Origin of the sequence: Klebsiella sp. RHBSTW-00484 (assembly GCF_013705725.1) — a bacterium.
In the GTDB taxonomy this organism is placed as follows: Bacteria; Pseudomonadota; Gammaproteobacteria; order Enterobacterales; family Enterobacteriaceae; genus Klebsiella.
Genome location: NZ_CP055481.1, coordinates 4,673,613 through 4,698,386, shown reverse-complemented (window position 1 = coordinate 4,698,386; position 24,774 = coordinate 4,673,613). Strand labels below are relative to the sequence as shown.

Genomic DNA, 24,774 nt, shown 5'->3' with positions numbered 1-24,774 from the left:
GCTGTTGAGCGGTTGCTGAATGTGGTCTTATCTGACCATCGTCAGCAGGTTATGTGAATCTGGCACCATGAAGTCAACGGACATCATCACTGATAGCGCGGTAATGGCAACGATGGAAAAGACGAACAGCTTGCGCGCCCAGACTTTATCATCCACCACTTTATAACCGCGCAGCGCCATCCCAAGCCACCAGACGCTCACTGCCGCAGCGACAACCAGATATTTATACCCAGCGTAGCCGCCCAGAGAGAGCATCAGCGTCGCGACGGCGAAAGCGATGATGTAAACGGTGATATGGTTTTTAGCCACTGAAATGCCTTTCACTACCGGCAGAACCGGAATATTCGCCGCTTGATAATCCTTGAAGCGGAAAATCGCGATGGCGTAAGAGTGAGGCATCTGCCACAGGCTGAAAATTGCCAGCAGAATGGCGGCACCGCTGTCAAAGTCACCGGTCACCGCGCAGTAGCCAATCACCGGCGGCGCAGCGCCGGAGAGAGAGCCAATCAGCGTGCCGTAGACGGAGTGGCGTTTCATATACAGGCTGTAAACGCCGACATAAACGACAAACCCCATCACTCCCAGCCAGCAGGCCAGTGGATTAGCGCCAAACCACAGAAGCATGAAGCCAGCAATACCCAGCAGGGTGGCGTATACCAGCGACGTTTTTGGCGAGATCAGCCCTTTGACCAGCACCCGGTTTTTCGTCCGTTCCATCTTTCTGTCGATATCACGGTCGATATAGTTGTTGAAAACACAACCCGAGGCGACCACCAGGGAGACTCCAAGGAGCGTCCAGATGAACAGCGGATAGTCGATGTGGCCTTTGGAGGCCAGCAGGAAACCGCCGATCACGGAGATCAGGTTGCCAAAAATGATGCCTGGTTTCGTTACTTGCAGGTATTGCTTAAACATACTCGCCGCTCTTAGTGCATCATCATGTTGTAGTTCAGGTTCCACATAATCCAGATGGAGCCGACAACTACGATAGCAATGATGATTACGGTGAAGATAAATGCGGTCAGGTTCCAACCTTCGTCCGACTTACTGTTCATGTGCAGGAAGTACACGAGATGTACCACAATCTGCACAACTGCAGTAATCAGGATGGTTCCCAGAATAACCGCATGCGATGCGGAGCCACTCATAACCATAGCAAACGGGATAACCGTCAGAATGATCGACAGGATAAAACCTGTCATGTAGCTCTTTACGCTGCCGTGAGAAGCGCCGTTATGATCGCTAGAATGACTCATTACATTGCCCCCATCAGATAGACTACAGAGAACACGCAGATCCACACTACGTCCAGGAAGTGCCAGAACAGGCTCAGGCACATGATACGGGTGCGGTTAGTGCTGGTCAGGCCGCGACGTGAAACCTGTACCATCAGGACCGCCATCCAGATAAGACCGGAGGTCACGTGCAGACCGTGGGTGCCGACCAGCGCGAAGAATGCTGACAGGAATCCGCTGCGATCCGGGCCCATACCTTCAACAATCAGGTGATGGAATTCATAGATTTCCATCGCGATGAACCCTGCCCCGAAGAGGAAGGTCAGCGCCAGCCAGGAAACCACCTGGCTCTTGTTGTTTTTGTACATGGCGATCGCCGCCATGCCGTAGGTGATGGAGCTGAACAGCAGCAGAGCGGTTTCAACCAGAACGAACGGCAGTTCGAAAATATCTTTACCTGTTGGACCGCCCGCCGTGCCGTTCACCAGAACGGCATAGGTTGCGAACAGAGTGGCGAAGATAATGCAGTCGCTCATCAGGTAGATCCAGAAACCGAATACCTTCATCGGTCCTGTATCATGGTGCCCGTGTTCGTGCGCGTGGGCGTTATGCGCAAGAGTATCAGTTGCCATTTTTCAGCCCTGCTTTGTTAATCTCATCGAAATGCTGATTTTCCAGTTTTTCGACTACTGCAACCGGCACGTAGTAATCCACGTCCTCGTCAAAGCTCTTAATAATCCAGGTTACCAGGATACCGACGAAGCTTGCAATCGCCATCCACCAGATGTGCCAGATCATTGCGAAACCAAACACCGTTGCGAAAGCAGCAATAACGATGCCTGCGCCGCTGTTTTTCGGCATATGAATCTCTTCATAGCCTGCTGGTTTCTTATACGCATCGCCTTTTTCTTTCATTTCCCAGAACGCATCGCGCTCGTGGATGTTCGGAACAATAGCGAAGTTATAGAACGGCGGAGGAGAAGAGGTTGCCCACTCCAGAGTACGGCCGCCCCATGGGTCACCAGTCAGGTCGCGGTTCTGTTCGCGATCGCGGATGGACACATAGAACTGAATCAGCTGGCAAAGAATACCGCAGGCGATCAGCGCTGCACCGCAAGCTGCAACAACCAGCATTGGGTGGAACTGCGGGTCAATCTGCTGGCTCAGGCGACGGGTCATACCCATAAAGCCCAGCACGTACAGCGGCATAAATGCGACGAAGAAGCCGATGATCCACAACCAGAAAGCGCGTTTGCCCCAGGTTTCGTTCAGCGTAAAGCCAAAGGCTTTCGGCCACCAGTAGGTCAGACCTGCGAAGCAACCGAACACCACGCCGCCGATGATGACGTTATGGAAGTGTGCGATCAGGAACAGACTGTTGTGCAGCACGAAGTCTGCGCCCGGTACCGCCAGTAGAACGCCGGTCATACCACCTACAGAGAAGGTCACGATAAAGCCAATCGTCCACAGCATTGCAGAGTTGAAGACGATGCGGCCCTGGTACATGGTAAACAGCCAGTTGAAGATCTTAACCCCGGTCGGGATGGCGATAATCATGGTGGTAATACCGAAGAAGGCGTTTACGTTCGCGCCCGCACCCATAGTAAAGAAGTGGTGCAGCCAAACGATGAACGACAGAACGGTAATACACACTGTTGCCCACACCAGCGAGGTATAGCCAAACAGACGCTTACGCGAGAAGGTTGCAGCGATTTCGGAGAAGACACCGAATACTGGCAGAACCAGGATATACACTTCCGGGTGGCCCCAGGCCCAAATCAGGTTGATGTACATCATCATGTTGCCACCCATATCGTTGGTAAAGAAATGGGTGCCCAGGTAGCGGTCCAGGGTCAGCAGCGCGACGGTGACGGTCAGAATTGGGAAGGAGGCGATAATCAGGATGTTGGCGCACAGAGATGCCCAGGTAAATACCGGCATCTTGAACATGGTCATGCCAGGGGCACGCATCTTGATAATCGTCACGAAGAAGTTAATACCGGTTAACGTGGTACCAATACCGGAGAGCTGAAGCGCCCAGATCCAGTAATCGACCCCGACTCCCGGACTGTACTCGATTCCCGATAGCGGCGGATAGGCCAGCCAACCGGTCTGCGCGAATTCACCGACGCCCAGAGAGAGGTTAACCAGAATCACGCCCACAACGGTGAACCAGAAGCTCAGGTTGTTAAGGAATGGGAAGGCAACGTCGCGCGCACCTATCTGCAGTGGAACCACCAGGTTCATCAGACCGATAACAAACGGCATCGCTACGAAGAAGATCATGATAACGCCGTGGGCGGTAAAGATCTGATCGTAGTGGTGAGGCGGCAGGAAGCCTGCTTCCCCGGCCGAGGCCAGCACTTGCTGGCTACGCATCATTACGGCGTCAGCAAAGCCACGCAGCAACATCACGATTGCTACGATAACGTACATGATACCGAGACGTTTGTGGTCGACCGAAGTCAGCCACTCGTTCCATAGGTAGGACCACTTACCGAAGTAAGTAATAGCCGCCAGAAGCGCCAGTCCCCCAAGGATAATTGCAGCCACCGTAACCATAACAATGGGTTCATGGTAGGGCACTGCATCCAGTGTAAGTTTTCCGAACATCGTTTTCTTCCTCGGCCCCTTAGTGAGCGGTTTCCGCGTGGCTCATGTCCATGCCTTCCATCCCTTCGTGCGCTGCGTGCTCGCCTTCAGTTTGGGACATATCCATGCTCTTACCGTGAGACATAAATTTGTTAACAACATCTTTAAACAAATCAGGTTTCACGTTAGAGAAGTATTCCACTTTGTTGTATTCGCTAGGCGCTGCCAGTTTGTCGAACGTATCCATAGAATCCATGGCATTCGCAGACTGTTTTGCTTTCGCTACCCACTGATCGAAGGTTGCACGATCCGGCGTGGCGATAGCTTTGAACTTCATTCCAGAGAAGCCCGGGCCGCTATAGCTGGCGGAGATACCGTCGTAAGTACCAGCTTCGTTCGCAATGAGGTGCAGCTGAGTCTGCATCCCGGCCATTGCGTAAATCTGGCTGCCTAAACGTGGGATAAAGAACGAGTTCATCACGGAATTGGAGGTCACTTTAAAGTGTACCGGTACGTTCGCCGGGAAGGCGATTTCGTTGACGGTAGCAATACCTTGTTCCGGATAGATGAAGAACCATTTCCAGTCCATCGAAACGACTTCGATAACGATTGGTTTTTCATCGTGAGCAAGCGGTTTGCTTGGCTCTAATGCGTGAGTTGTTTTCCAGGTCAGAACGGCCAGGAACAGGATGATCAGAATAGGAACCGTCCAGACCACAGCTTCAACTTTGTTGGAGTGTGACCAGTTCGGGCTATACTTCGCATCTTTATTGCTCGCACGATACTTCCAGGCAAATCCTACTGCCATCAAGACGGCTGGAATAACGACAATCATCATCAGGCCAAAGGCCGTCAGAATCAGAGAGCGTTGCTCCAGTCCAATCTGTCCTTTTGGGTCGAGGAGCGCAGAATCACAACCACTGAGTAATACAGTACCTGCGATTAATGACATCCATCCCAAACTTTTATTGTATTTCCTAAGTCTCATTGAACGACCTCAATTCCACGGAATCTGGTGGCGCTTAAAGTGTACGGGCATTTTACGGGAAGGTTGCATTACTGTAAACATCATTGGATCTGTGTCTGTTCCGTGTTAGCGGCTTCTGCTTGGTTTGTCACATATGTTACGGAGTGTGACGTAATAGCTTGCAAAGCTTGATTTATGCGGGATTGATAGCGAAAGAGATAAGAATGGAGTGACTTATAAGGGAATGAGTATAACTATGCGTAAAATAAAACAAATAATTAACAATTGCGCATCAAATAAAAGACGTGATAAAAGCGGAAAAATAAATCACGCGAGCTGAATCGGTTAAATTTTTTATAAAACAGAATGAAAGTTGTCAATAATTTCCAGAAATCTAAAACGCACAAAACAACAAATGAAGTATGATGAATATAAAATCGTTAATAAGACGTTATAATTACGTTTCGTAATTACAACGTCCCCTAACGTTTCCTGGATGATTTACATCAGCTCAGTTTTGCGTAACGCCAGATAATCAAGGAAAGCACCGAGCAAAATACCGCCAACGGCTGTCAGCACGGCGATCTCCAGCAGGCCAGCAAGGAAGGAAAAGTTGGTGTAATCCAGCGCATTTAACACCAGTAAAAGCAGCCATATTGACAGCATCAAACACCCTATCGCCAGAATCATTAATGCCAGCGAATAAGTCTGCGAAAAGTGCGTGCGCGGCATGAAACTCTCCGAGCGCTGGGTATGTTCCAGCGTGCGTCGGCAGACCAGTAGCAGCAAAATCCCCGGCACAGCGGCAACCACAGAGAAGAGATAGAACGTAGGCCAGCCGTGCGCTTCAACAAACCAACCCGCAATAGGGCCGACGTACACGCGCCCGACGGCGGAAAGTGCGGAGAGCAGCGCAAATTGCGTGGCTGAGAAGGATTTATTGCACAGCGTCATCAGCAGCGCGACGAATGCTGCCGTACCCATCCCACCGCACAGGTTTTCGAAAAACACCGCCGTCGCCATCGAGAAAAGGTGTTTATCGGTAATCGACAGCAGCCAGTAACCGGCGTTGGACACTCCCTGCAAGAGACCAAAAATGAACAGCGCGCGGAACAGCGTCAGGCGCTGCATTAATACTCCACCATACAGTGCGCCGACAATGGTGGCGAACAGGCCCAGCGTTTTGTTGACCATGCCGACTTCGCCCGCATCGAAGCCGACGCCGCGAATCAGAAACGTCGTGGTCAGGCTCATGGCAAAGGCATCACCAAGCTTATAAAGGACGATCAGCAGCAGAATCAGCCAGGCGTTATTGCGGCCAAAGAAGTCACGCAGCGGCGCGGCAACGGCCTGCTCAAGCGTTTTTGGCACCGGAATGACGTCGCTGGGCTCCGGGGCTAACAGGGTGGCGATGATGCAGGGGATCAGCAGTGCGGCCATCAGCCAGTACATCCCCTGCCAGCCTAACCAGCGATCGGCAAGCCAAAGGGCGAGACCGCCGGAAACCAGCATCCCCAGGCGATAGCCCAGTACGCTAATCGCCGCGCCGGTACCGCGTTCTTCCGCTGCCAGCACATCCGTTTTCCACGCATCGAAGACGATATCCTGAGAGGCGGAGCAGAAGGCGATAACCACCGCCAGCGCCGCCATCCAGCGCAATTGCGTGGACGGCTCAAGGAATCCCATTGCCGCAATAGCGATAAGTAACAGGAACTGGGTAGCTAACAGCCAGCCGCGACGACGACCAAGAAAAGGCGGCGTGTAGCGGTCCATCAGCGGCGACCAAAGAAACTTAAAGACGTAGGCCTGGCCGACGAGGGAGAAAAAACCAATCGTTTTTAGATCGATATTCTCAACGGTCATCCAGGCCTGCAGTGTACCGGAAGTGAGGGCGAGGGGTAACCCAGAAGCAAAGCCAAGGATCAGCAAAATGGCCGATTTAGGCTGTGTGAAAATGCGTAAGTAATGATTGGACATAAGGTATATAGCGAAGACCCGGCGCGAGGCCGGGTCTTCGGTTAATTAACGAGCGTTTTGTTTGATGAAATCGTGAATGCTGGTGTCCTGTGCCATATCGGCGATGGTATCGGTCAGGACGCTATTAACCGCATTGGCGATATTCTGGTTCGAGGCCTGGAATGCACCTTCAACGGTATAGCTGGCACGATAGTTTTTGTTCATCTTATTACCGTTTGCTGCGGTCGCGATGATAGCAATATCGGCTTTGGTTGCGATGTTGTAACGCACATTGCCCTGGGAAACGTCGGCGTACAGTTTGTTAACGATAATTTGCAGGTCAACCGCGCCGTTCGGCCCAATCATATAGCCGCGAGAGGTCATCTGTTTCTCCAGCACTTCCTGCAGTAAGAAACGCAGATCGCGGGAGGCCGTCAGCGTGACCTGCTGGTTGTCGCGAGTGACTTTTGCCAGCGCCTGGTCCGGACGCTGATCGGCGCCGTTGATGCTGACGGTCACGCCCATCAGACTTGGATCCTGCTGCGGCAGGGTGATTTTTGGTGAAACATCAATAGTGGTCGGCGGAGTTGCGCATCCGGCCAGCATAAACAGCGCGACCAAAGGAAAAAGAATTTTCTTAAACATGTTCAGGGTCTCAACGCATGGGGGTGTAATGAGGAAATTCCCGTCATCATAACATCGCCAACGGCAAGGGGAAGTAGCAACGCATGTAAATTCATCGTCTTGTGCGTTTTCTGTTCTTGCCTCATTTATTATCATGATTTTGGCGGTTGTTCTGACGGACTGAGTGAGTAAACCCGATACTTTTGAATGAAAATATCGGAGGAATGCTAATTTTTTGTTGTTTTCGCCTAATGGAAGCGGTAAAAGCGGCTAACATTTAAAGGGAATGGCGGCAATACAGCGTTGTCGGAGGAGAAAATTCATGATGATACGTGAACAGATCGAAGCAAAACTTAGAGCAGCGTTCGACCCGGTGTATCTTGAAGTCGTGGATGAAAGTTATCGCCACAACGTTCCTGCGGGCTCTGAAAGTCATTTTAAAGTGGTGTTGGTGAGCGATCGCTTCCTTGGCGAGCGTTTTCTCAATCGTCATCGCATGATTTATGGGACGTTGACAGAGGAACTCTCAAGCACCGTGCATGCTCTGGCGCTGCATACCTATACGATTAAAGAGTGGGAAGGACTGCAGGATACCATCTTCGCTTCTCCTCCTTGTCGTGGAGCTGGAAGTATCGCGTAGAAATCGTATTTGCAACCGCTGGAGCTTTTCCAGTATGTTGCGTGAAGATTTATCAGAAAACGGCCTACGGGCCGTTTTGTTTTGCCTGGAAAACATTCAGCTTGAGCGTTTTTACAGGCAGATTTGCTCGGGAAATGTGAAAAATGCCGCAACAGTGGGCGACAACCGTTCTCGACTCACAAAAGTGATGCCGCTATAATGCCGCGTCTTTTATTATGAATGTCTTCGGGATGATTCTGACGACAGGGAATGTGTTTCTGATTTGAAGAGGGCATCCCGGTTCTGCGAAGCAACCTACACGCGCTTCCAGAGTTGACCGAGCACTGTGATTTTTTTGAGGTAACAAGATGCAAGTTTCAGTTGAAACCACTCAGGGCCTTGGGCGCCGTGTAACGATTACTATCGCCGCTGACAGCATCGAGAATGCTGTCAAAAGCGAGCTGGTCAACGTAGCGAAAAAAGTTCGCATTGACGGCTTCCGTAAAGGCAAAGTGCCGATGAATGTCGTTGCTCAGCGTTATGGCGCTTCTGTTCGCCAGGACGTGCTGGGTGACCTGATGAGCCGCAACTTTGTTGACGCGATCATCAAAGAGAAGATTAATCCGGCTGGCGCACCGAACTACGTTCCGGGCGAATACAAGCTGGGTGAAGATTTCACCTACGCAGTAGAGTTCGAAGTCTATCCGGAAGTTGAACTGCAGGGTCTGGAAGCAATCGAAGTTGAAAAACCGGTTGTTGAAGTCACTGACGCTGACGTTGATACCATGCTGGATACCCTGCGCAAGCAGCAGGCTAACTGGAAAGATAAAGACGGCGCTGTTGATGCAGAAGATCGCGTCACCGTTGACTTCACCGGTTCCGTTGACGGCGAAGAGTTTGAAGGCGGCAAAGCGTCTGACTTCGTACTGGCGATGGGCCAGGGTCGTATGATCCCAGGCTTTGAAGACGGTATCAAAGGCCACAAAGCGGGCGAAGAATTCACTATCGACGTGACCTTCCCGGAAGAGTACCACGCAGAAAACCTGAAAGGTAAAGCGGCTAAATTCGTTATCAACCTGAAGAAAGTTGAAGAACGTGAACTGCCGGAACTGACTGAAGAATTCATCAAGCGTTTCGGCGTTGAAGATGGTTCTGTAGCGGGTCTGCGCGCTGAAGTGCGTAAAAACATGGAGCGCGAGCTGAAAGGCGCAGTACGTAACCGCGTTAAGTCTCAGGCTATCGAAGGTCTGGTAAAAGCTAACGATATCGACGTACCGTCTGCACTGATCGACAGCGAAATCGACGTTCTGCGTCGCCAGGCTGCTCAGCGCTTTGGTGGTAACGAGCAACAAGCTCTGGAACTGCCGCGTGAACTGTTTGAAGAACAGGCTAAACGCCGCGTTGTTGTTGGTCTGCTGCTGGGCGAAGTGATTCGTACCCACGAGCTGAAAGCTGACGAAGATCGCGTAAAAGGCCTGATCGAAGAGATGGCTTCTGCTTACGAAGATCCGAAAGAAGTTGTTGAGTTCTACAGCAAAAACAAAGAGCTGATGGACAACATGCGCAACGTCGCGCTGGAAGAGCAGGCTGTTGAAGCCGTGCTGGCGAAAGCTAAAGTGTCTGAAGCGGCCACTTCCTTCAGTGAGCTGATGAACCAGCAGGCGTAATTTCGCCCCAAGGTTTAAGGTTTGAGCAAAAACCCGTTGCCGAAAGGCGGCGGGTTTTTTATTGCAATGATAGCCTTAGGATGAGTGCGAAAAGCCGATTTCAGTGATAGCGTTACGCCAAAAGGTTGTTATGCTTGAATTATGGCAACGCCATCCCCATAACCGAGAGACGTAACTGCATCGGCATGATCATGCTTTGTCATAAAGTATGCATATATGCACTTCTGCCTGAGGCAGAAATTCTGGCTGATAATCCGTCCATAAGGTTACAATCAGTGCAGCGGTTTTTTTCAAATTAATCCAGGAGACGGAAATGTCATACAGTGGCGAACGAGATAACTTTGCACCCCATATGGCCCTGGTGCCGATGGTCATTGAACAGACCTCACGCGGCGAACGTTCATTTGATATTTACTCCCGTCTGCTCAAGGAGCGTGTCATTTTTATGACCGGCCAGGTAGAAGACCACATGGCTAACCTGATCGTGGCGCAGATGCTGTTTCTGGAAGCGGAAAACCCGGAAAAAGATATCTACCTGTACATTAACTCGCCGGGTGGGGTGATCACCGCCGGGATGTCTATCTACGACACCATGCAGTTTATTAAGCCTGACGTCAGCACCATCTGTATGGGGCAGGCGTGCTCAATGGGCGCGTTCCTGCTGACTGCCGGGGCGAAAGATAAACGTTTCTGTCTGCCAAACTCCCGTGTGATGATTCACCAGCCGCTGGGCGGCTACCAGGGCCAGGCGACGGATATTGAAATCCACGCCCGTGAAATCCTGAAAGTGAAAGGGCGCATGAATGAACTGATGGCGCACCATACGGGTCAATCCCTTGAGCAGATCGAGCGCGACACCGAGCGTGACCGCTTCCTTTCTGCCTCGGAAGCAGTGGAATACGGCCTCGTCGACTCCATTTTGACTCATCGTAATTGATGCCCCTGGCGCAAGGGTGCCGCTATACTTGTTTGAAAGAGGGCGGCACAACGCTTGCGAGCGGCTTGCGCCTGAGAATGGCACTTGCGTCGTCGTGTGCGGCACAAAGAACTTAATAAGAGGTTTGGACTCATGACAGATAAACGCAAAGATGGTTCGGGCAAACTGTTGTACTGCTCTTTTTGCGGCAAAAGCCAGCATGAAGTGCGTAAGCTAATCGCCGGGCCATCCGTGTATATCTGCGACGAATGCGTTGATTTATGTAACGACATCATTCGCGAAGAAATCAAAGAAGTCGCGCCGCATCGCGAGCGCAGTGCACTGCCGACTCCGCACGAAATTCGCCACCATCTTGACGATTATGTTATCGGCCAGGAACCGGCGAAAAAAGTGTTGGCAGTGGCGGTATACAACCACTACAAACGTCTGCGTAATGGCGACACCAGCAACGGCGTCGAATTGGGTAAAAGTAACATTCTGCTGATCGGACCGACGGGTTCCGGTAAAACGCTGCTGGCGGAAACGCTGGCGCGCCTGTTGGATGTTCCGTTCACCATGGCTGATGCGACCACCCTGACCGAAGCCGGTTATGTGGGTGAAGACGTTGAGAACATCATCCAGAAGCTGTTGCAGAAGTGCGATTACGACGTGCAGAAAGCGCAGCGCGGTATTGTCTATATCGATGAAATCGACAAGATTTCCCGTAAATCGGATAACCCGTCGATTACCCGCGATGTTTCTGGCGAAGGCGTGCAGCAGGCGCTGCTGAAGCTTATCGAAGGCACCGTTGCTGCCGTACCGCCGCAGGGCGGGCGTAAGCATCCGCAGCAGGAGTTCTTGCAGGTTGATACCTCCAAGATTCTGTTTATCTGCGGTGGCGCATTTGCTGGGCTGGATAAAGTCATTTCCCACCGCGTAGAAACCGGTTCAGGTATTGGTTTCGGCGCGACGGTTAAGGCTAAATCCGACAAAGCCAGCGAAGGCGAGCTGCTGTCTCAGGTTGAGCCGGAAGATCTGATCAAATTTGGTCTGATTCCGGAATTCATCGGTCGTCTGCCGGTAGTGGCAACGCTGACAGAGCTGAGCGAAGAAGCGCTGATTCAGATCCTGAAAGAGCCGAAAAACGCCCTGACCAAGCAGTACCAGGCGTTGTTCAACCTGGAAGGGGCTGAACTGGAGTTCCGCGAAGAAGCGCTGGATGCTATCGCTAAGAAAGCGATGGCGCGTAAGACTGGTGCTCGTGGCCTGCGTTCTATCGTTGAAGCCGCGCTGCTTGATACCATGTACGATCTTCCGTCGATGGAAGATGTCGAAAAAGTGGTTATCGACGCATCAGTTATCGAAGGGCAAAGCAAACCGTTGCTGATTTACGGCAAACCGGAAGCGCAACAAGCATCTGGTGAATAATTAGCCAACTTGCTCAAGCAGTTAACCAAAAAGGGGGGATTTTATCTCCCCTTTTATTTTTCCTGCATTCCCGCCGTTGAATGTATGGAATACATCCCCATATACTGGTTTACATATTAACGGCGACGCGTCGTTGAATTGCGTCGTCGGCTACCTGGCGGACTTTAAACTAAGAGAGAGCTCTATGAATCCTGAGCGTTCTGAACGCATTGAAATCCCCGTATTGCCGTTGCGCGATGTGGTGGTTTATCCGCACATGGTCATACCCCTGTTTGTAGGGCGGGAAAAATCTATCCGTTGTCTCGAAGCGGCCATGGACCATGATAAAAAAATCATGTTGGTTGCGCAGAAAGAAGCGTCGACGGATGAGCCGGGTGTAAACGATCTTTTCACCGTCGGGACCGTGGCGTCTATTTTGCAAATGCTGAAGCTTCCGGACGGTACGGTAAAAGTACTGGTCGAAGGTTTGCAGCGCGCGCGTATTTCTGCACTGTCTGATAACGGCGAGCATTTTTCGGCGAAAGCGGAATATCTTGAATCGCCGGCGATTGACGAGCGCGAGCAGGAAGTACTGGTTCGCACCGCTATCAGCCAGTTCGAAGGCTACATCAAGCTGAACAAAAAAATCCCACCAGAAGTGCTGACGTCGCTCAATAGCATCGACGATCCGGCACGCCTGGCGGATACCATCGCTGCGCATATGCCACTGAAGCTGGCGGACAAACAGTCCGTGCTGGAGATGTCCGACGTTAACGAACGTCTGGAATATCTGATGGCGATGATGGAGTCAGAAATCGATCTGCTGCAGGTTGAAAAGCGTATTCGCAACCGCGTGAAAAAGCAGATGGAGAAATCTCAGCGCGAGTACTACCTGAATGAGCAAATGAAAGCCATTCAAAAAGAGCTCGGCGAGATGGACGACGCCCCGGACGAAAACGAAGCGCTGAAGCGTAAGATCGATGTGGCGAAAATGCCGAAAGAGGCAAAAGAAAAAACCGAAGCGGAACTGCAAAAACTGAAGATGATGTCCCCGATGTCGGCGGAAGCGACCGTCGTTCGTGGCTACATCGACTGGATGGTGCAGGTGCCGTGGAACGCCCGCAGCAAGGTCAAAAAAGATCTGCGTCAGGCGCAGGAGATCCTCGACACCGACCACTACGGTCTGGAGCGCGTGAAGGATCGTATTCTTGAGTACCTCGCAGTGCAAAGCCGCGTAAACAAACTCAAAGGGCCGATCCTGTGCCTGGTTGGGCCGCCGGGGGTGGGTAAAACCTCTCTGGGCCAATCCATCGCCAAAGCAACCGGACGTAAGTACGTGCGTATGGCGCTGGGCGGCGTGCGTGATGAAGCGGAAATCCGCGGTCACCGTCGTACCTACATTGGCTCTATGCCGGGCAAGCTTATCCAGAAGATGGCCAAGGTGGGCGTTAAAAACCCACTATTCCTGCTCGATGAGATCGACAAAATGTCCTCGGACATGCGCGGCGATCCGGCCTCGGCATTGCTGGAAGTCCTGGATCCGGAACAGAACGTGGCCTTTAACGACCACTATCTGGAAGTGGATTACGATCTCAGCGACGTGATGTTTGTTGCGACCTCTAACTCCATGAACATTCCGGCACCGCTATTGGACCGTATGGAAGTCATTCGTCTATCCGGCTATACCGAAGATGAAAAGCTGAACATCGCTAAACGTCACCTGTTGTCGAAACAGATCGAGCGTAACGCGCTGGAGAAAGGCGAACTGACGGTTGATGATAGCGCTATTGTTGGCATCATTCGTTATTACACCCGTGAAGCGGGCGTGCGTGGTCTGGAACGTGAAATCTCTAAACTGTGCCGTAAGGCGGTTAAACAGCTGTTGCTGGATAAGACGTTGAAACACATCGAGATTAACGGCGACAACCTGCATGATTTCCTTGGCGTACAGCGCTATGACTATGGCCGTGCAGATAACGAAAACCGTGTCGGTCAGGTGACCGGCCTGGCGTGGACGGAAGTGGGTGGCGATCTGCTGACTATTGAAACCGCCTGCGTCCCAGGTAAAGGCAAATTGACCTATACCGGATCGCTCGGTGAAGTCATGCAGGAATCCATCCAGGCAGCGTTGACCGTGGTGCGTTCGCGTGCGGATAAGCTGGGAATTAACTCAGATTTTTACGAAAAACGCGATATCCACGTTCACGTACCGGAAGGGGCAACGCCGAAAGATGGTCCAAGCGCCGGTATTGCGATGTGTACCGCGCTGGTTTCCTGTCTGACGGGGAATCCGGTGCGTGCCGATGTGGCAATGACCGGGGAAATTACCCTGCGCGGTCTGGTGCTGCCAATTGGTGGTTTGAAGGAAAAACTGCTGGCTGCACATCGCGGCGGTATTAAGACTGTTCTGATTCCTGATGAAAATAAACGTGACCTTGAAGAAATTCCAGATAACGTTATTGCCGATTTAGATATCCATCCGGTGAAACGAATCGAGGAAGTTCTGGCACTTGCGCTGCAGAACGAACCGTTCGGCATGGAAGTCGTCACGGCAAAATAGTGACTTTGCGCAAATAGCGCTAAGAAAAATAGGGCTGGTAAGTAAATTCGCACTTGCCAGCCTTTTTTTGTATCGCTAACTTAGATCGCTGGCAGGGGGGTCATTTACAACGCTGTTGTAAGGGCATGACAGTCCTGATATAACTGCTGCGCGGTCGCACCACGAAGGATTCTGGTGCGATATAAATTATAAAGAGAGGAAGAGAACAGTGAATAAATCTCAACTGATTGACAAAATTGCTGCCGGTGCGGACATTTCTAAAGCCGCAGCTGGACGTGCGTTAGATGCTTTAATCGCTTCTGTTACTGAATCTCTGCAGGCTGGGGATGACGTTGCGCTGGTAGGGTTTGGTACTTTTGCTGTTAAAGAGCGCGCTGCCCGTACTGGCCGCAACCCGCAAACAGGTAAAGAAATCACCATCGCCGCTGCTAAAGTACCGGGTTTCCGTGCAGGTAAAGCACTGAAAGACGCGGTAAACTGATCGACTTCCCCATTGGGGTCTGTGACGAAGTACAAGGGCGCATCGCGAGATGTGCCTTTTTTATTTGCCAGAATGCGACTTAATGTGAGTTTATACGCACTTGTGGGCTGACAATCACCCTGTTTTGTTGTCAAAATACGTCCTCACGCGCAGCAGTCATCACATGTTATGCTGCGCGAGCAAAAGTCATCTACAGCGGAGCGTTGTTACACCATGATGGACAACCTACGCACGGCCGCCAATAGCGTCGTGCTCAAGATTATTTTCGGTATCATTATTGTCTCGTTCATTTTGACCGGGGTGAGTGGTTACCTGATTGGCGGTGGTAACAACTATGCCGCGAAAATCAATGACCAGGAAATTGGTCGTGCCCAATTTGAAAATGCTGTTGCCAGCGAGCGTAATCGCATGCAGCAGCAGCTTGGCGATCAGTTCTCTGAACTGGCAGCCAATGAAAATTACATGAAGACCATGCGTCAGCAGGTGCTGAACCGTCTGATTGACGAGGCGCTGCTCGATCAGTATGCCCGTGAACTCGGTCTCAATGTCAGTGACGACCAGGTTAAGCAGGCTATCTTTCAGACCCAGGCTTTCCAGGCTGATGGCAAATTTGATAACGAGCGCTTCAGCCGTATCGTTAATCAGATGGGTATGACGACGGACCAGTATGCGCAAGCGCTGCGTAACCAGTTGACCACGCAGCAGCTGATTACCGCTGTAGCGGGTACCGACTTTATGCTGCCGGGCGAGTCCGATCAGCTGGCGGCACTGGTTTCCCAACAGCGCGTGGTGCGTGAAGCAACCATCGACGTGAACGCGCTGGCGGCGAAGCAGTCCGTAACCGACGACGAAATCAACGCTTACTATCAGCAGAATCAGGCGCGTTTTATGTCGCCGGAACAGTTCCGCGTAAGCTACATCCAGATGGATGCCGCGAGCATGCAGGAAAACGTCTCTGACGAAGAAATTCAGTCATGGTACGACCAGCATCAGGATCAGTTCACTCAGCCGCAGCGTAACCGCTACAGCATCATTCAGACCAAGACTGAAGCGGATGCTCAGGCGGTGCTTGATGAGCTGAAGAAGGGGGCTGATTTCGCCACCCTGGCGAAAGAAAAGTCCACCGATATCATCTCTGCTCGTAACGGCGGCGATATGGGGTGGCTGGAAGATGCAGCGACCGTGCCTGAGCTGAAAGATGCGGGCCTGAAAGACAAAGGTCAGCTGTCTGGCGTAATTAAATCTTCCGTGGGTTTCCTGGTGGCGCGCCTTGATGACGTTCAGGCAGCACAGGTTAAACCGCTGGCTGACGTGCGCGCTGATATCGCGGCGAAGGTGAAACAGGAAAAAGCACTGGACGCTTACTACGCGCTACAGCAGAAAGTGAGCGATGCGGCGAGCAACGATAACGAGTCTTTGGCTGGTGCCGCACAGGTTGCCGGACTGAAAGTCGTTGAAACAGGCTGGTTTGGTCGTGACAACCTTCCGCAAGAGCTGAACTTCAAACCGGTTTCTGACGCTATCTTCAACGGTGGTTTGGTTGGTGAAAGCGGTACTCCTGGTAGTAACTCCGACATCATCACCGTTGATGGCGATCGTGCATTTGTTCTGCGCATTAGCGAGCATAAACCAGAAGCGGTGAAACCGCTGGCGGATGTGAAAGCGCAGGTCAGCGATATCGTTAAGCACAGCAAGGCGGAACAGCAGGCTAAACTGGACGCCGACAAGCTTCTGGCGGCGCTGAAAGAGGGCAAAGGCGATGAGGCGATGAAAGCCGCTGGCCTGAGCTTCGGCGCTCCGCAGACGCTGTCCCGCACCGGTCAGGAAGCGCTGAGCCAGGCAGTATTTGCACTGCCGTTGCCGCAGTCGGGCAAACCGAGCTACGGGGTGAGTTCTGATATGCAAGGCAACGTCGTACTGCTGGCGCTGGACGAAGTGAAAGCAGGCACGATGCCGGAAGAGCAGAAAAAAGCGATGGTTCAGGGGATCACCCAGAATAACGCTCAAATCGCTTTCGAAGCGCTGATGAGTAACCTGCGTAAAGCAGCGAAAATTAAGCTCGGTGACATCATCGATCAGCAGCAATAATTTCGCGTAGCTTCGCAAAAGCAAGTAACGTGATGTAATTCTCAAAGGCCGCTTTCGCGGCCTTTTCCATTTCTGCATTTTGCCTTTTGTACTCTTTTTCTCCACTCGCTATCGTGCCCTTGCTGTCAACAAACAAGGAGATAACAGCATGAAACGAGGAATGAGAACGCTTATTGCCGCCGCCGTACTGGTTTGCGCGGCGGGGAGTCAGGTGGTTTTAGCCGCGCCTTCGAGTGGTAAAGCGTCGGTGACGACGAGTAAGGAGAGTGTGCAAACGCCGCAGGTGAAAGCCCCTGATGCGATAAACGCGGCTGACAGTGAAGGGACCAGGGTGAGTATTAACAACGCCAGCGCGGAAGAACTGGCTCAGGCATTGAATGGTGTTGGCATCAAGAAAGCGCAGGCCATCGTAAGCTATCGCGAGGAATACGGGCCGTTTAAAACCGTTGACGATCTTAAACTGGTTCCGGGGATGGGCAACTCGCTGGTGGAGAGAAATCTGTCTCATCTGAAGCTATAAATTTCCAGTTGAAGTTTGCACAGTCGTAAATATTTGCCAGACTGAAGAGGTCACGCAAGTGGTGTGACCTCTGACCTCAAAATAACAATTCAAGTAAGGCATTTGCGCTATGCAGACACAAATCAAAGTTCGTGGCTATCATCTGGATGTTTACCAGCATGTGAATAATGCACGCTATCTGGAGTTTCTCGAAGAGGCGCGCTGGGATGGGCTGGAAAATAGCGCTGCCTTTCACTGGATGACCGCGCACAACATCGCCTTCGTGGTGGTGAACATCAATATCAACTATCGCCGACCGGCGGTATTGGGTGATGTTCTTACTGTCACCAGCAAGCTGGAGCAGTTGAATGGGAAAAGCGGGACATTAAGCCAGGTCGTGACTCTGAACCCTAACGGAGAAGTGGTCGCTGACGCGCTCATCACCTTTGTTTGCATTGATTTAAAAACGCAGAAAGCGCTGCCGCTTGAAGGTGAACTGCGTGAAAAGCTCGATCAAATGAATTTACGCTAACATAGCTTCCGCTTTCTTCCCGGTGGCGCTGTGTATGACCGGATACATAGGTGACAGATCAGACCGGGAACATAGGTAACACTTTTTAGTCTATCCGGAGCACACTCTGGTTTTTTTGGTCATAGTACGCAAGCGTTATTCCATTAAAGATGATGGCTTCCAGGCCATCATCTTGTTCTTTCAGCATAATGTACTCGTCAGTCAGCGCTTCACTCAGGAACACCGCCCCCTTTTTACCCATATAAAGTGTTCCCCTCGATTTCACCCTGTAGACCGTGCCTCCTGCCGGATACACATATTCCGGAACACTGCCATCCCATTGTCGGCCCGACGGTTGCCACACCGTTCCGGGCGTTGCGCCTGCCAGGGCTTCATGCGGCCTCTCGTGGTTAAACTCTTCCCGGTAGTCACTGAACCACCGCTGTTGTTCTGCCATCGTCATGAAGGTGTTGCCATATTTCACCGCACTTTTCAGGGAGCGATGCATTCGCTCATGGCGGCCATTTTCTTCCGGATGACCCTTTCTGATACGTTCCGGTCTGATGCCCAGCTTGATTAGCCAGACGGCAAGACGGCTTAATCCGGCTATACCTGTTCCCGCAAAGGGTTGACCGTTATCAGTTCTGAGGACTTCCGGCAGGCCATATTCCAGGAACGCATCAGTCAGGCACTCTCTGACAAAGGATTCACTCTCCCGGAATGTTCCACGGCAGCTCAGCAGATATCGGCTGTGATTGTCGGTCAGAGTGAAGGGATGGCAGTACTCTCTGCTCAGCAACCTGAACTTGCCTTTAAAATCAGCGCTCCAGACCTGATTGTTCTCAGTGATGAGGGTCAGGGGCTGGCGATTACCCGGTGTTCTGCGTTTTCTCTTTTTATCCGGGACCAGGCCTTCACGCTTGAGGATATCGCCGATAGTGCTGGCAGCAGGTACGGTAAAATCGACATGGTGATTGAGCAACCACATCCGCAGTTTTTTAGGCCCCCAGTCAGGGTGTTTTTGACGCAGGGCAGTCAGATGCCCGACGATATCATCAGGAACAGTCCGGGAGTGGGAGTGGGGAGCGCGTGAGCGGTCAGAGAGAGATGAGAGGTCAGAAGGGTCAAAACGTTCAAGCCATTTATAGCCAGTTTTTCGGCTGATGCCGAAAAGACGGCAAAGAGCAGAGAAGGAGCCCGTACCTGCATGGCAGGCACGGATAAAATCAAGACGTTGCATAGGTCGGGTCTCAGTCCAGGGCATAGTGAGTCTCCTCTTCTATGTCAGTTATAACTGTTACCCATGTATCCGGTCTAAAGTGTTACCCATGTTTCCGGTTCATACCCTGCGCTGACCGGGCTACGGGTTCACAGTCGCCAGCAGGCCGGTAGCCCGGACAAGGCGCGTCGAGCGCCGCCTCCGGGGAAATAGCTGATTACTTCAGCCCGGTTTTGCGCTTCATCACCGCCATAATACCCGGCTTATCAGCCTGATATTGATTCAGCCCGTTAGCGCGAAGATGGCAGGCGGCGCATTGTCCGCAGCCATCGCCTTTAATGCCGTTATAGCAGGTCAGGGTTTCCTGGCGCACCAGATCTAACTGACCCCAATAATCGGCCAGGGCCCAGGTCTCGGCTTTATTCAGCCACATCAGCGGCGTCTCAAAGCGGATCTCCTTTGCCATTCCCAGGCTAACCGCGTGGTGCAGCGCTTTTACAAACTCATCGCGGCAGTCCGGGTAGCCCGAAAAATCGGTCTCGCAAACGCCGGTAATAATCGCTTCCGCCTTAACCTGATATGCGTAAATCGCCGTCAGAGTTAAAAACAGAATGTTGCGTCCGGGCACGAAGGTATTGGGAATACCGTTGGCATCCGGTTCATAATCCGGCACCGGGATGCTATCGCGAGTTAAACTACTGATCGCCAGTTCGTTAAGCAGGGTGACATCAAGCACTTTATGAGCGACCGCCCCCAGTTTCATCGCCAGTTCACGAGCGACATCAATCTCGGCGCGATGGCGTTGGCCATAATCAAACGTGACGCAATGCACTTCATCATACTGTTGCAGAGCCTGCACCAGGCAGGTCGTCGAATCCTGTCCTCCACTGAAGACAACTACGGCGCGTTTCATGGTAATTCCTGACTATCAATGTAAAGGGGATATGGTAGCGCCTGATGAGCGTGGCGACCAGCTCTGTCACGGCGTTGATGCCGGGAGCCAGGCGCTGGCAAAATCAAACCAGCCGCGAGCGTTCAGACGCAGGCCGTTGACGCCCGGCGGAGCGCTAATACGATAATTATAATTAAATAGCGGCGTCATGGTGGCGTCATCCATCAGGTTGTTAAACACATTGCGCAACGCTTCGTTGCGGCTGCGTTCGTCCGGTAGCGCCTGCACGGCATCGAGAGTGGCCTGTAAGTGGGCATATTGTGCCCCGGTCAACAAATTAGGCCACAGTGCGTCGCAGCGTAACCACTGTTCCAGCGTGTACTCAGGCGCTTCGCCTATCAGACGATCGCCCATCATCAGGTCCGCTTTCGCAAGCTGCTGGCAGCCATCCCAGTTTTTAGCATCGTGAAAAATAATTGTTAACTCGCAGCCTAATGTCGCCAGTCGTTGCCTGAGCTGCTCTGCCATGGCATGAAGTTCTACGGGAAGGTGATAGAGCAGGGTGAGTTTCTCTGGCAGCGATATATCAAGATTTTCCGGCCCTTGCGGAATAGACCAGCCGGGCAGCACCTCATTGCTGGGAGCGATCAGATCTTCGTCCAGGGGGAGGGTTTCCAGTAGCGTTGAATGATGAATTAACGACACCAGCCGCTGAGCTTGCGCTTTGCTTAAGCGGTGACTCTGGCGCAGAGTCAGATAGCAAAAACCAAGGCTAATACTATTGCTGACCTGCCGTAAATTGGCCAACTCATCGGGGTCGCCAATCGTTATCTGCACCGGATGACGGCAGCTGGTGCCCAGATCCCGCTCAAATAACTGCGGAGTGATCCAGAACTCAACGGCCTGAATCAAAGGATGGCTAAGGTGATAACGCGGATGATTTTCTAGTCGTATAAGCTCCGGGCTAAATAGCTTCAGGCGGAAGGGCCCGCTACCAATGGTCGGATTGTCCGGATGCGCCAACACGCTGCAGTAGCTCGCCAGGCGAAACGGTAGCCAAAAATCCGCCCGATGCAGGGTGATTGTCAGACATTGGGCATGAGTGACGCTAATCTCGCTGATGCTGGCGAATAGCGTTCGCAGCGCGGGGAGTTCCAGTAGCATGAGTAGCTGCTGGCGTAGTTGTGATGTCTCAACAGGATCGCCGTTATGCCAGAATAGCGTGGAACGGATATAAAAATTCCAGCGTAGGCCATCAGACGAGACTTCCCAATGGTGCGCTAAATCTCCCATTGGACCGGTACTTAGTGCATCAAATCGGGTCAGGCCAGAAAAAATCTGCCCTGCCAGATGTTGTTCAGCCCGTCCGGGTAGAAAACCAGGGCGCAGAGGTTCCAGCGGGCGATAGTAAGGAATACGTAGCGTGGGCGTATTGTTTTGCCATTGCCCCCCAAGAAAAGGATAGAGCAGCGCTTTGAGTTCCACCGGTGCAAGCTGGGCCAGCTCAAGGGCATTCTGCTGCTGCCCTTTATTTAACGCCTGCTCCATCATCTCATTGCGTAGCGTCTCCGGCGCTTTATAAAACTGAAGTTGCCCGCGTTTTCCGCGACCAGAGCTGGCTTGCCAGCTTAACCATCCTGCCTCCTGTGCCTGGCGTAGCAGCGTACGAATATGGCGCTCGCTACAAAAACAGCGTCCCGCCAGTTCGCCAACGGTGACCTGCTGTGGCTCGCCCTGAGAGGGTTGCCAGAGGCGCTGGTACTGATTTAGACGGTTTAATAGCCTCATCTTCGCTTTATCCTGATGTTTGTCTATATACCCTAAATAATTCGAGTTGCTTAAAGACGGCAAGGGAGTGAATCCCCGGGAGCATAGATAACTATGTGACTGGGGTGAGCGAGCGTAGCCAACACATAAGCAACTTGAAGTATGACGGGTATAAACCCGGAACAATAAAATTCATCTATTCACTATTACTTCCGTATATCTCAGGCAATACTGCAACACAAGCAAAATCCATCACGCTTCGGGGAAGAGAATATGGCAAGACTGGCTGCATTTGATATGGACGGTACGTTACTGATGCCGGACCATCGTCTGGGGGAAAGAACGCTTTCGACGCTCAAACGCCTGCGCGATCGTGATATCACCCTGACGTTTGCTACCGGTCGCCATGCGCTGGAAATGCGCCATGTTATTGGTGAGTTCTCGCTTGATGCGTTTCTGATTACTGGCAACGGAACGCGCATTCACTCTCTGGAGGGGGAAGAGCTGCATCGTCGCGATCTCGCCCCGGAAGTGGCGGAAGAGGTATTGCATAGTGCCTGGGAAACGACGGCCAGCATGCATATCTTTAATGACAATGGCTGGTTTACCGGGCGCGAAATCCCAGAAATGCTGAAGGCGCATGTCTATAGCGGCTTCCATTATCAGCTTCGCGATCCGAAACGCATGCCAGCGCATCAGGTAACCAAGATCTGCTTCTGTGGCGATCATGACGATCTGCGTCGGTTGCGGATCCAACTGAACGAAGCGCTGGGGGCTAGCGCGCATTTGTGCTTTTCGGCAATGGATTGCCTGGAAGTGCTGCCGACGGGATGCAACAAAGGTTCTGCGCTGGCGGTGCTGAGCCAGCATCTCGGCCTGACGTTGCAGGACTGCATGGCGTTTGGTGACGCTATGAACGACCGGGAAATGCTTGGCAGCGTCGGGCGCGGCGTGATTATGGGCAATGCCATGGCGCAACTCAAAGCACAGTTACCTCATCTACCGATTATTGGCGACTGCCGCCATCAGGCGGTCTCCCATTTTTTGACGCATTGGCTGGATAATCCTGATCTTCCTTATTCCCCCGAATAGAGAGACCCTACCAGCGAGCCAGATATCTTGTGATATCTGGCTTTTTTTATTTTACGTGGAGCATCTCGGCGATTTTTGCCTGCCATGGGGCGATATCGCCGATATTGGCTGCTACCCACTGCGGGTTGTAATAGCTTTCCAGGTAGCGTTCGCCGCTGTCGCACAGTAACGTGACGATGGAGCCAGTGCGGCCTTCTTCGCGCATACGTACGGCCAGTTGCAGTACGCCCCACATATTGGTGCCGGTTGACGCTCCAACCTTACGCCCGAGCAGCGTTTCCAGCCACAGTGCGGTGGCGACGCTGGCGGCATCCGGCACGCGCAGCATCTCGTCGACCACATCGGGAATAAATGAAGGTTCGACGCGCGGGCGACCAATACCTTCAATTTTGCTACCGACCGGGCTGCGCAGGCTGGCATCGCGGCTTTGCCAGTAATCCATGAATACGGAGTTTTGCGGGTCAACCACCATCAGCCTGGTATCGTAACCCTGGCTGCGAATATAGCGGCCAATGGTGGCTGAGGTACCGCCGGTGCCCGCGCTCATCACGATATATGATGGCTGCGGGTGCGGTTCATGGGTCATCTGGCGGAAGATGCTGTCGGCGATATTATTGTTGCCCCGCCAGTCGGTGGCGCGCTCGGCAAAGGTAAACTGATCCATATAATGACCGTTCAGCTCGCGAGCCAGCGTTTCGGACGCGGCATAGATTTCGCAGGCGCTATCGACAAAATGGCAGCGGCCGCCGTAGAACTCAATTTGCTCAATTTTGCGCTTTGCGGTGCATGAGGGCATAACGGCAATAAACGGCAGACCCAGCAGTCGAGCGAAGTAAGCTTCCGAGACGGCAGTCGAACCCGAAGAGGACTCAATAATCGTCGTCCCTTCTTTAATCCAGCCGTTGCACAACCCATAGAGAAACAGCGAACGCGCCAGACGATGCTTCAGGCTACCGGTTGGATGAGTACTCTCATCTTTAAGGTAGATTTGAATCCCGGTGAATCCCGGCAGCGCCAGACGAATAAGGTGCGTGTCGGCGGAACGCTGATAATCGGCATTAATTTCACTAATCGCGTGTTTTATCCAGGCGCTGTTCATCTTGATTTCCTGTTTGTCATTTTGTGCCCAGCTTAACGGAAATCGAAGGAAAAATTGTTGCCATTTAGCCTTTCAATTACAATAAAAGGAGTAAAATTTTCTCCTGAGGCGCATAATGTTAGATAAAATTGACCGCAAGCTGCTTTCTCTACTACAAACCGACTGTACCCTCTCTTTGCAGGCGTTGGCTGATGCCGTTAATCTGACAACCACGCCCTGCTGGAAACGCCTGAAACGTCTGGAAGACGAAGGAATTCTGCGCGGGCGAGTCGCTTTGCTGGATGCTGAAAAGGTCGGATTAGGGCTGACGGCGTTTGTGCTGATTAAGACTCAGCACCACAGTAGCGACTGGTACTGCCGTTTTGTCAGCGAGGTCACGCAAATGGCGGAGGTCCTCGGCTTCTGGCGTATGGCGGGGGAATATGACTACCTGCTGCGGGTTCAGGTCGCTGACATGAAAAACTATGACAATTTTTATAAACGTCTGGTTAACAGCGTGCCGGGCCTGTCGGATGTCACTTCGAGTTTCGCCATGGAACAGATAAAATACACCACAGCCTTGCCTATTGATTAACGGCATCTG

Annotated in this window: 23 protein-coding genes; 12 read left to right on the top strand and 11 right to left on the bottom strand. The window is 52.2% G+C overall.

The genetic code is table 11. The annotated features are described in order from the left end of the window. Positions 1–27: 27 nt before the first annotated feature. The 7 genes from cyoE to HV213_RS22130 all read right to left on the bottom strand — a co-directional run bounded on the left by cyoE (position 28) and on the right by HV213_RS22130 (position 7,395). The gene (gene cyoE, locus HV213_RS22160; protein ID WP_110273751.1) at positions 28–915 is read right to left on the bottom strand and encodes a heme o synthase; all 888 of its coding nucleotides are present in this window, start codon (positions 913–915) and stop codon (positions 28–30) included. An 11-nt stretch (positions 916–926) separates the two neighbouring features. Beyond that, a complete protein-coding gene (locus tag HV213_RS22155; RefSeq protein WP_110273750.1) occupies positions 927–1,256 on the bottom strand; it encodes a cytochrome o ubiquinol oxidase subunit IV in 330 nt (109 codons plus the stop codon). Next, entirely contained in the window at positions 1,256–1,867 is a 612-nt protein-coding gene (locus tag HV213_RS22150) for a cytochrome o ubiquinol oxidase subunit III (protein ID WP_110273749.1), read from the bottom strand. Before HV213_RS22150 ends, HV213_RS22155 begins: the two co-directional genes overlap by 1 nt. Next, on the bottom strand, positions 1,857–3,848 hold the full coding sequence (gene cyoB / locus HV213_RS22145; protein WP_181483316.1) for a cytochrome o ubiquinol oxidase subunit I: 1,992 nt from the start codon (positions 3,846–3,848) through the stop codon (positions 1,857–1,859). Before cyoB ends, HV213_RS22150 begins: the two co-directional genes overlap by 11 nt. 19 nt (positions 3,849–3,867) lie before the next feature. Further along, positions 3,868–4,815 (bottom strand): cytochrome o ubiquinol oxidase subunit II, encoded by a 948-nt coding sequence (gene cyoA, locus HV213_RS22140; protein WP_181483315.1) that lies wholly within the window; start codon positions 4,813–4,815, stop codon positions 3,868–3,870. A gap of 480 nt (positions 4,816–5,295) precedes the next feature. Beyond that, positions 5,296–6,771, bottom strand: a complete 1,476-nt coding sequence (gene ampG / locus HV213_RS22135; RefSeq protein ID WP_181483314.1) for a muropeptide MFS transporter AmpG — start codon at positions 6,769–6,771, stop codon at positions 5,296–5,298. A gap of 45 nt (positions 6,772–6,816) precedes the next feature. Beyond that, positions 6,817–7,395 carry a lipoprotein gene (locus HV213_RS22130; RefSeq protein WP_110273918.1) on the bottom strand — a complete coding sequence of 193 codons (579 nt, stop codon included), beginning with the start codon at positions 7,393–7,395 and terminating at the stop codon, positions 6,817–6,819. A gap of 301 nt (positions 7,396–7,696) precedes the next feature. On the opposite strand from HV213_RS22130, the gene bolA reads away from it, so the two are divergent. The 10 genes from bolA to HV213_RS22080 all read left to right on the top strand — a co-directional run bounded on the left by bolA (position 7,697) and on the right by HV213_RS22080 (position 18,143). Continuing rightward, positions 7,697–8,014 (top strand): transcriptional regulator BolA, encoded by a 318-nt coding sequence (gene bolA / locus HV213_RS22125; RefSeq protein ID WP_110273745.1) that lies wholly within the window; start codon positions 7,697–7,699, stop codon positions 8,012–8,014. 34 nt (positions 8,015–8,048) lie between these two features. Next, positions 8,049–8,213, top strand: coding sequence for a hypothetical protein (locus HV213_RS22120; protein ID WP_167492816.1), 165 nt, complete (start codon positions 8,049–8,051; stop codon positions 8,211–8,213). Between the two features lie 148 nt (positions 8,214–8,361). Continuing rightward, a complete protein-coding gene (gene tig / locus HV213_RS22115) occupies positions 8,362–9,660 on the top strand; it encodes a trigger factor (RefSeq protein WP_181483313.1) in 1,299 nt (432 codons plus the stop codon). Between the two features lie 313 nt (positions 9,661–9,973). Beyond that, on the top strand, positions 9,974–10,597 hold the full coding sequence (clpP, locus tag HV213_RS22110; protein WP_110273743.1) for an ATP-dependent Clp endopeptidase proteolytic subunit ClpP: 624 nt from the start codon (positions 9,974–9,976) through the stop codon (positions 10,595–10,597). 132 nt (positions 10,598–10,729) lie between these two features. Beyond that, positions 10,730–12,004: an ATP-dependent protease ATP-binding subunit ClpX gene (clpX, locus tag HV213_RS22105; protein ID WP_110273742.1), complete on the top strand. Its 1,275-nt coding sequence runs from the start codon at positions 10,730–10,732 to the stop codon at positions 12,002–12,004. 184 nt (positions 12,005–12,188) lie between these two features. Continuing rightward, the gene (gene lon / locus HV213_RS22100; RefSeq protein ID WP_181483312.1) at positions 12,189–14,543 is read left to right on the top strand and encodes an endopeptidase La; all 2,355 of its coding nucleotides are present in this window, start codon (positions 12,189–12,191) and stop codon (positions 14,541–14,543) included. Between the two features lie 208 nt (positions 14,544–14,751). After that, positions 14,752–15,024: a nucleoid-associated protein HU-beta gene (hupB, locus tag HV213_RS22095; RefSeq protein WP_002444653.1), complete on the top strand. Its 273-nt coding sequence runs from the start codon at positions 14,752–14,754 to the stop codon at positions 15,022–15,024. A gap of 213 nt (positions 15,025–15,237) precedes the next feature. Beyond that, a complete protein-coding gene (gene ppiD, locus HV213_RS22090) occupies positions 15,238–17,112 on the top strand; it encodes a peptidylprolyl isomerase (protein WP_181483311.1) in 1,875 nt (624 codons plus the stop codon). 148 nt (positions 17,113–17,260) lie between these two features. Next, complete coding sequence (locus HV213_RS22085) at positions 17,261–17,632, top strand: helix-hairpin-helix domain-containing protein (RefSeq protein WP_181483310.1); 372 nt, start codon at positions 17,261–17,263, stop codon at positions 17,630–17,632. Between the two features lie 109 nt (positions 17,633–17,741). After that, positions 17,742–18,143 carry a YbgC/FadM family acyl-CoA thioesterase gene (locus tag HV213_RS22080; RefSeq protein ID WP_142512190.1) on the top strand — a complete coding sequence of 134 codons (402 nt, stop codon included), beginning with the start codon at positions 17,742–17,744 and terminating at the stop codon, positions 18,141–18,143. Between the two features lie 85 nt (positions 18,144–18,228). Here HV213_RS22080 and HV213_RS22075 read toward each other — a convergent pair whose 3' ends face one another. The 3 genes from HV213_RS22075 to HV213_RS22065 form a co-directional block, all read right to left on the bottom strand. Beyond that, positions 18,229–19,386: an integrase core domain-containing protein gene (locus HV213_RS22075; RefSeq protein ID WP_181482744.1), complete on the bottom strand. Its 1,158-nt coding sequence runs from the start codon at positions 19,384–19,386 to the stop codon at positions 18,229–18,231. A 172-nt stretch (positions 19,387–19,558) separates the two neighbouring features. After that, positions 19,559–20,254 carry a 7-cyano-7-deazaguanine synthase QueC gene (gene queC / locus HV213_RS22070; RefSeq protein ID WP_181483309.1) on the bottom strand — a complete coding sequence of 232 codons (696 nt, stop codon included), beginning with the start codon at positions 20,252–20,254 and terminating at the stop codon, positions 19,559–19,561. 66 nt (positions 20,255–20,320) lie between these two features. After that, entirely contained in the window at positions 20,321–22,021 is a 1,701-nt protein-coding gene (locus HV213_RS22065; protein WP_181483308.1) for an SgrR family transcriptional regulator, read from the bottom strand. Between the two features lie 252 nt (positions 22,022–22,273). Here HV213_RS22065 and cof point away from each other — a divergent pair, with 252 nt between their 5' ends. Further along, a complete protein-coding gene (gene cof / locus HV213_RS22060; protein ID WP_181483307.1) occupies positions 22,274–23,092 on the top strand; it encodes an HMP-PP phosphatase in 819 nt (272 codons plus the stop codon). Between the two features lie 46 nt (positions 23,093–23,138). On the opposite strand, the gene HV213_RS22055 is transcribed toward cof, so the two are convergent. Further along, a complete protein-coding gene (locus HV213_RS22055) occupies positions 23,139–24,191 on the bottom strand; it encodes a PLP-dependent cysteine synthase family protein (protein ID WP_181483306.1) in 1,053 nt (350 codons plus the stop codon). A 115-nt stretch (positions 24,192–24,306) separates the two neighbouring features. On the opposite strand from HV213_RS22055, the gene HV213_RS22050 reads away from it, so the two are divergent. Beyond that, on the top strand, positions 24,307–24,765 hold the full coding sequence (locus HV213_RS22050) for an Lrp/AsnC family transcriptional regulator (protein WP_110273733.1): 459 nt from the start codon (positions 24,307–24,309) through the stop codon (positions 24,763–24,765). Positions 24,766–24,774: the final 9 nt, after the last annotated feature.